Below are 7,962 nucleotides of genomic sequence, written 5' to 3'. Positions count from 1 at the left end.
GCAAGAGGTCGGCGGTTCGATCCCGCCTAGCTCCACCAAGATACGAAAGAAAACAGTTTTAGGTCCCCATCGTCTAGAGGCCTAGGACACTGCCCTTTCACGGCGGTAACAGGGGTTCGAATCCCCTTGGGGACGCCATATAAGGCAGTCGGTAACTTAACGGTTATTGGATGTTATAAAAAGGCGGTGAGATTTCTCACCGCCTTTTTTGTTTTCAAGCAACCACGTTTCTTTACTTCCTAATTACGCTCACAGATAATCAGCCAACGTTTTTCAATGGTGAGCGACATGACCGTCAATTTTATCTATAAGAAGTTTTTTCTTCTCCCTTCTTTATCCAGTCAATCTTTCAATCAGATATTACGGTTGTTTCTATTGTCGTTAATTGTTTCTACACATTCTGTACAAGCAAATGATGAAAACACAGAATCGTTTGTAACTGAATTTAAGGGGCTTACTGAAGATAACCTGCCTGAATATGTGAGCAGGATGAGTCAGCATTATTACGAGCAGGTGGAATCCCTTGGGAATTATTTTCAGCTGTATCAGCAAAAACGCGATCCCCGTGGCTTTAATGTATGGCACCTCAGAGGCTTCTCACCGAGTTTTAATGCGTTAAATGATCAGAGTCAGCAGGTTGCTACAGCTAACGAAAAATTCCTGGCAGAACGTCCTGAGCAAGCTTTAAGCACTATTTTTGCTGAGCTAAAGGAAGTCTCAGTAAATTTGATGGTGTCTTTTCGTGAAAATGATCCAGAAGCATTCAAATTGGCTAATACCAAGGTGAAAGAGCATGGTGAGCAGATTGCCACTCTGCTTAAAGCACACAACTTGGAAGCAGAAATCCGCGAGGTCTCGCTAAACTAGCGTACCCTGCGCAACATGATTATGCCGACACCAGCAAAAATGATTGTTGGTAAGGAGGCTGCGAGCCAGGGCAATACACCAAATACCAGCCCCATATGCTGAAAGCTTTGGTTAAACAAATGAAAACCTATACCGACCAGCACCCCCACCAGTATACGTCCGCCAACGGGTGCTGAACGTAATGGACCAAAGATAAACGGTACAGCTAACAACACCATTACAGCTGAGCTTATTGGCATCATGATTTTGCTCCAGAATGCCAATTGATACTGTCCAACAGCTTGATGATTGGATTTCAGATAGGAAACATATTCGATCAGATTCCATACCGGTAAAAACTCTGGTGGGACGACAACAACATTCAACATTCCGGGATTGAGTTTGGAACGCCATTTGGCACGCTCGATCGCTCTCACTTCTATTCCATTCTCATCAATCGTGCTTTGCACCACATCAAACATCAGCCATTCATTTTTTTCATAGCGAGCCTCTCTGGCCTGAGTCACTATCCGTAGTTGATGTTTTTCATCAAATTCGTAGACCTTGATGCCTTCAAACCGGCCATCGCGATGAATTCGCTGGATATGATTGAAATGGTTGCCGTCGCGAGTCCAAAAACCATACTGTGACTGGCTACCTTCAGTGCCAGTTTGTGCAGCCGTTTGTATCTGCATGGCTTTCTGTTCGGTGATGGGCCTGATAAATTCACCAATTACCACAGCGATAATCATCAAAATACCGGCGACAATCAATACCGCTTTATTTATATCCTTAACCGATACACCTGCAGCTCGCATTGCCACTAATTCACTTTGAGACGCCAGCGTACCCAGACCGATAACGCTGCCTAACAAAGCAGCAACGGGGAGCAATTCATAAATTCGTTTTGGCATCGATAAAGCTAAATAAGCCAAAATATTGCTCAGCTGATAATCACCTTTGCCAAGATCATCCAGCTCAGCGATAAAATCCATAAAGGTATAAAGCGACATCAATACCACCAGCACTAAAGCGGTACTGCCTAATATGGTTTTACTAATATATCGTTGCAGAATCATACTGTTTTGAGTCGCTTACGTTGTTGCCAGAGCCGTTTAAGTTTTAGTCGATTTTGTAATACCAACATAATGCCAATCATCAATAGATGTACCCAAATCGCTCCAAACCAGGGAGCCAAATCGCCCTTTTCTACCCAGGCCCGGGTGACACCCAATAAGTTGCTGTAAATTACATAGACCAAAACTGCCGGGAAAAAGCCGGCATATCGTCCTTGCCTTGGACCGGTATGGGCTAAAGTAATCGCAATTACACTTAAGATAACGGTCATTAAAGCACTGGATACACGCCATTGAATTTCAGCCAGATCTTGCGGTTCTCCGCGCTCCCAAAGCTCTGCTGTGGGTAAAGATTTATGCCGTTCGCGAACCTGCACCGATTCACCACGTTCTATTAACATACTGTGAGTTGCATATTCGGCAATGCGAAAATCCAGATCGCCAGCATTACCTTCATAGCGATAACCATCTTCCAGGATCAGAAACTTGTCACCGCTTTCGGTTTCAATATCAAAACGCCCGCGCTCAGCCCGGAAAATCAGAGGTTTCTCATCACGATGGATTTCAATGAAGATATTCTCCATATGAATTTTATCATCACTGAGTTTTTGCGAATAAAAGGTCCAATCGCCACTTTGGCTTTCTTTAAAACTGCCTGCGACCAGTCCAGTGGTATTGGCAGCCACCTTGGCTTTTTGTTCAATTTCATACCGTCCAGACAATACATCAGGAACAATCAGCAAGGCTAATACACCCGTGATAATCGCCATTGCACCACTAAATATGACAACATTTCGCAATATGCGGTTACCATCAATGCCGCAAGCCGCTATAACGGTTAACTCGTTATCTGAGCTCATGCGTGACAGACTCAGCAACACCGCCAGAAATGTGCCTATCGGCAACAATATAGATAGCGCGCCCAGTGAATTAAGCCACAGTAAATTGAAGATAACTTCGGCTGGCAAATTACCAACAGCGGCTTGCGCCAGATAGCGGGCAAAGCGGGTTGCCACGTATATCAGCCATAGCACTCCGATAACAGCGGTTAGAGAAAGTAAAAACTCTCTAAGCATATATCGGTCTATCAGGCTGAAACGCTCAACAAATAATCGTTTAAGGGCGGGCATTATTCAGTGGTCTTCGTTAGAATAGGCAGTCAGTTCACTGCAATAAAAAGCGCAGTCTAAACCATCTACATCAACAGGAGAAATCCATGCAGTATTTTGTGACCAAAGATGTTTTACCAACCCAGTCGATAGACTGTATTGCTGTCGCAGTATTTGAAGATAACAAACTCAGCCCGTCTGCAGCTACCTTAAACACAGCAAGTAACGGTTTGATTCAACGCGTTATTGATCGCGGCGATATCAGTGGTAAACCGGGTCAAACAATGCTTTTGCAGGATATTGATGGCATTTCCAGCCCACGAGTCTTATTGGTTGGTTGCGGTAAACTCGACAAAACCACTGAAAATGACTTCAACACAGCCTGCATCACGATGGCTAAATGGTTGAACGAGAGTGCAGCTACCCAAGCCATCAGCTGCCTGGCAGAAACACCAGTCAAAGAACGCACAACAGCATGGAAAATTCGTCAAACCATTATCAATACTGAAGCTGCCTTATATCGTTACAGCCAAACTAAAAGCCAGTTTAAACCAGTTGATAAACCTCTAACCAAACTAGGTTTTATGGCGACTGAAGCCGATATCGATGCCCTGGAACAAGCCTGCAAAACCGGTGCAGCCATCGGTAGAGGCATGAATCTGGCACGTGAACTCGGCAACCTGCCGGGCAATATCTGCACCCCAACCTACCTCGCTGAACAAGCCATAAAACTGGGGAAAGATTTAGACAATCTGGTGGTTGATGTACTTGAAGAGAGTGATATCGCCGAATTAGGTATGGGTTCATTCCTATCTGTGTCACGCGGTAGCCGAGAACCAGCAAAACTCATCACATTAAATTATGGTGGCGGTGGCACTAGCAAACCAATTGTATTAGTCGGCAAGGGCCTGACCTTTGATGCCGGTGGTATTTCGCTCAAACCCGCCCCTGGCATGGATGAAATGAAATACGATATGTGTGGTTCGGCCAGTGTATTAGGCACCATCCAAGCTGTTGCCGAATTAAAGTTACCTATCAACGTCATCGGAGTTATTCCAAGCTCAGAAAACCTGCCGGACGGTGATGCCAACAAACCCGGTGATGTGGTGACCAGCATGTCCGGTCAAACCATTGAAATTCTCAACACGGATGCGGAAGGCCGCTTGCTGTTGTGCGATGCCCTTACCTATAGCGAACGTTTTAACCCTGATACCGTCATCGACATTGCTACTTTAACCGGTGCGATTATTGTTGCTTTGGGTAGTAATGCCACAGGCTTGATGGCCAACAATCAGGAACTGGCTGATGATTTACTTAAAGCCGGTAATGACAGTTTTGATCGGGCATGGCAATTACCATTATGGGATGACTATCAGAAACAACTGGACAGTAACTTTGCAGATATCGCCAATGTTGGTGGCAAAGAAGCTGGTAGTGTCACAGCAGCCTGCTTCCTGTCTCGCTTTACTGAAAAATTCAAATGGGCACATCTGGATATCGCCGGTACCGCATGGAATGGCGGCAAAGAAAAAGGTGCCACCGGTCGTCCAGTGCCATTATTGATGCAATATATTCTGAATCGTCTGGAAGGCTAATCTGCAGTTCATGACCAAAGTCAGTTTTTATATTTTAAGTACGACTGATCCGCTGGACCGGCAGCAATTTGCCTGCCGGTTGGCGGAAAAAGCCTATCAGCAAGGTCATCAGGTTTTTATTCACACTGAAGATCAGGCACAAAGTGATGCAATGGATAAAGCCTTATGGGCTTTTCGGCCAGACAGTTTTGTGCCGCATCAGATTTTAGCGGCTGATGATGAAATTAATGCACCGGTTTTAATCAGCCATGAAAATACTGCACCACCTAAATTAATGGATGTATTGATCAATCTAAACCCGACTCAGCCACTATTTTTCAGTCAGTTTGAACGGCTGGCCGAAATTATTAATGGCGATGAAGAAATCAAAAAACAGGGACGCGTTCGTTATCAGTTTTATAAAGATCGTGGATATCATCTCGATACGCATCAGATAAACAATTAACGCAATCCGGCTCACTCATGACCGGGCTTACATTAAGCGGGTATAATCCCGCTTTTCTTTTTCCGAACAGATAAACGCAGAGACGCATGGACAAAACCTATAATCCCGATGCAATAGAACAACGCTGGTATCAACAGTGGGAACAAAACGGCGAATTCAAACCTTCTGGTGAAGGCACGCCCTACGCCATTATGTTGCCGCCGCCTAATGTCACCGGCAGTTTGCATATGGGTCATGGGTTTAATAACACCATTATGGATCTGCTGACCCGTTATCACCGCATGAAAGGCGATAACACGTTGTGGCAACCGGGTACTGATCATGCCGGTATCGCCACGCAGATGGTAGTCGAACGTCAGTTAAACGCCGAAGGCAAAACCCGCCATGATTTAGGCCGTGAAGCGTTTATAGACCGGGTCTGGGATTGGAAAGGCGAATCCGGTGGCAATATCACCCGTCAGTTACGTCGTCTGGGTTCTTCTTTAGATTGGTCTCGCGATCGTTTCACCATGGATGACAATCTGTCCGAAGCGGTCAAACATGTGTTTATCAAACTGCACGAAGAAGGCCTGATTTACCGCGGCAAACGTCTGGTGAACTGGGATCCGGTGTTACATACTGCGGTATCCGATCTGGAAGTATTATCAGAAGAAGAAGCCGGTCATTTATGGCATTTCCGTTATCCATTAACCGACGGCAGTGGTCATCTGGTGGTGGCCACTACCCGTCCGGAAACCATGCTCGGTGATACAGCCGTGGCAGTGCATCCGGAAGATGAGCGTTATAAACATCTGATTGGTAAAACTATCACCTTGCCTTTAGTTGGCCGTGAAATTCCAATCATCGGTGATGACTATGTCGATCCGGAGTTTGGTAGTGGTTGTGTCAAAATCACCCCGGCACATGATTTCAATGATGCCGAAGTCGGTAACCGTCATAACCTTGAACAAATCAATATTCTGACCATTGATGCCGCCATTAATGATAATGCACCGGAAAAATATCGTGGTCTGGATCGCTATGCAGCCCGCAAGCAAATCGTAGCTGACTTTGAAGCATTAGGCTTATTGGAAACCATTCAGGACCATAAACTGATGGTGCCACGTGGTGACCGTTCCAATGCCGTTATCGAACCATTATTGACTGACCAATGGTATGTCAAAGCCGATGTGCTCGCAGCACCCGCAGTTGAAGCGGTACAGTCAGGCAAAATCAAATTTGTCCCGGCCAACTGGGACAAAACCTTTTATAACTGGATGGATGGCATTCAGGACTGGTGTATTTCACGGCAGATCTGGTGGGGCCACCGTATTCCAGCCTGGTACGATGAACAAGGCAATATTTATGTCGGTCATGATGAAGCCGATGTCCGCCAAAAACATCAATTAGCGGATTCTGTTGCACTCAGACAGGATGAAGATGTTTTAGATACCTGGTTCTCTTCAGCGTTATGGCCCTTCTCAACTTTAGGCTGGCCAGCCGACGATGCGGCTTTGAAAACATGGTACCCCACCAGTGTATTGGTTACCGGTTTTGACATTATCTTCTTCTGGGTTGCTCGAATGATGATGATGGGCATCAAGTTTATGGATGATGTGCCCTTTAAAGAAGTGTATATCCATGGTCTGGTGCGTGATTCGCATGGCCAGAAAATGTCGAAATCCAAAGGCAATGTTTTGGATCCCATCGATATTATTGACGGTATCGATCTGGAATCACTGGTGGCCAAACGTACCAGTGGCATGATGCAGCCGCAATTGGCTGCCAAAATTGAAAAAGCCACCCGTAAAGAATTTCCTGAGGGTATCGCGCCACATGGCACAGATGCCCTGCGCTTCACTTTTGCCTCGCTCGCTACCACGGGACGTGATATCAATTTTGATATGAACCGGATTGCCGGCTACCGCAATTTCTGTAACAAACTATGGAATGCGGCGCGTTACGTATTAATGAATACCGAAGATCAGGATACCGGTATTGATAACGCTGAAGTTGAATTAAGCCTGGCTGATCGCTGGATCATTTCTTTACTGCAACAGACTGAACAAGACGTTACCCGTGCCATCGACAGTTATCGCTTTGATTTGGCGGCACAGGCGATTTACGAGTTTATCTGGAATAACTATTGTGATTGGTATCTGGAACTGTCCAAACCAGTATTAAACAATGATGCAGCCACTGACGCTGCCAAACGTGGTACCCGCCGTACCTTGGTCCGGGTTTTGGAAGCCACGTTGCGTTTAGCCCATCCGTTTATGCCGTTTATTACCGAAGAAATCTGGCACACCATCGCCCCGTTAGCCGGTAAAACAGGCTCAACCATTATGCGTGAAGCCTATCCGGTAGCTGACCAAAGTAAAATCGATAAAGCTGCTGTTGCTGATATGGAATGGGTAATGCAGTTTATTAACGGTATTCGTTCAATTCGTTCACAAATGAATATTGCACCGAAAAAACAGTTGCCGGTGCTGCTCAAGGATGCCGCTGACATTGATAAACAGCGTTTACAGGATAACCACGACTTTATCAGCCGATTAGCCAACCTGGAGTCTGTAGAGTTTCTGACAGGTGAAGCGCCTGCCGCTGCCACCGCTTTGGTTGGCAAAATGGAAATCCTGATTCCTCTGGAAGGTCTGATTGATAAGGATGCTGAAATTGCCCGTCTGGACAAGGAAATCAGCAAACTGGATAAAATCATCAAACAATCAGCGGGCAAACTGAGTAATGAAAACTATGTTGCCAAGGCGCCAGCAGATGTTGTTGCCAAAGAACGTGAAAAACTCGCAGAGCTGGAACAGTCGTTAAGCCAGTTACAGCAACAGCGTAACGCTCTAGGCTAAAACTCAATAGTTCTTTTCAGGAACTTTCCTCGTCAGTTAGTCAGTCAATAT

6 protein-coding genes and 1 tRNA gene are annotated in these 7,962 nt (G+C 45.7%); 5 read left to right on the top strand and 2 right to left on the bottom strand.

Annotated elements, in window-relative coordinates:
* Positions 1-62 precede the first annotated feature (62 nt).
* Positions 63-138, top strand: a tRNA-Glu gene (locus tag Q7V21_RS10685).
* 150 nt (positions 139-288) lie between these two features.
* Entirely contained in the window at positions 289-867 is a 579-nt protein-coding gene (locus tag Q7V21_RS10680; protein WP_304917279.1) for a hypothetical protein, read from the top strand.
* On the opposite strand, the gene lptG is transcribed toward Q7V21_RS10680, so the two are convergent.
* Both lptG and lptF read right to left on the bottom strand, forming a co-directional pair.
* Positions 864-1,925: an LPS export ABC transporter permease LptG gene (lptG, locus tag Q7V21_RS10675; RefSeq protein ID WP_304917278.1), complete on the bottom strand. Its 1,062-nt coding sequence runs from the start codon at positions 1,923-1,925 to the stop codon at positions 864-866. The two genes, Q7V21_RS10680 and lptG, sit on opposite strands and share 4 nt — an antisense overlap.
* The gene (gene lptF, locus Q7V21_RS10670) at positions 1,922-3,052 is read right to left on the bottom strand and encodes an LPS export ABC transporter permease LptF (protein ID WP_304917277.1); all 1,131 of its coding nucleotides are present in this window, start codon (positions 3,050-3,052) and stop codon (positions 1,922-1,924) included. The genes lptG and lptF overlap by 4 nt, the downstream gene beginning before the upstream one ends.
* Positions 3,053-3,138: 86 nt before the next feature.
* Between lptF and Q7V21_RS10665 the strand changes: the two genes are divergently transcribed.
* The 3 genes from Q7V21_RS10665 (at position 3,139) to Q7V21_RS10655 (ending at position 7,911) form a co-directional block, all read left to right on the top strand.
* Positions 3,139-4,626 carry a leucyl aminopeptidase gene (locus tag Q7V21_RS10665; protein ID WP_304917276.1) on the top strand — a complete coding sequence of 496 codons (1,488 nt, stop codon included), beginning with the start codon at positions 3,139-3,141 and terminating at the stop codon, positions 4,624-4,626.
* Between the two features lie 10 nt (positions 4,627-4,636).
* Positions 4,637-5,071, top strand: a complete 435-nt coding sequence (locus Q7V21_RS10660) for a DNA polymerase III subunit chi (protein ID WP_304917275.1) — start codon at positions 4,637-4,639, stop codon at positions 5,069-5,071.
* Positions 5,072-5,157: 86 nt separating this feature from the next.
* Complete coding sequence (locus tag Q7V21_RS10655) at positions 5,158-7,911, top strand: valine--tRNA ligase (protein WP_304917274.1); 2,754 nt, start codon at positions 5,158-5,160, stop codon at positions 7,909-7,911.
* Positions 7,912-7,962 lie beyond the last annotated feature (51 nt).

This window comes from Methylophaga sp., assembly GCF_030651745.1.
The sequence above is the reverse complement of the archived record's forward strand: the minus strand, read 5'-3'. Positions and strand labels throughout refer to the sequence as shown.

Excerpts from the sequence above, each read along its gene's own strand:
- Q7V21_RS10680 (WP_304917279.1), top strand. The coding sequence starts at position 289 with ATGACCGTCAATTTTATCTATAAGAAGTTTTTTCTTCTCCCTTCTTTA.
- lptG (WP_304917278.1), bottom strand. The coding sequence starts at position 1,925 with ATGATTCTGCAACGATATATTAGTAAAACCATATTAGGCAGTACCGCT.
- lptF (WP_304917277.1), bottom strand. The coding sequence starts at position 3,052 with ATGCCCGCCCTTAAACGATTATTTGTTGAGCGTTTCAGCCTGATAGAC.
- Q7V21_RS10665 (WP_304917276.1), top strand. The coding sequence starts at position 3,139 with ATGCAGTATTTTGTGACCAAAGATGTTTTACCAACCCAGTCGATAGAC.
- Q7V21_RS10660 (WP_304917275.1), top strand. The coding sequence starts at position 4,637 with ATGACCAAAGTCAGTTTTTATATTTTAAGTACGACTGATCCGCTGGAC.
- Q7V21_RS10655 (WP_304917274.1), top strand. The coding sequence starts at position 5,158 with ATGGACAAAACCTATAATCCCGATGCAATAGAACAACGCTGGTATCAA.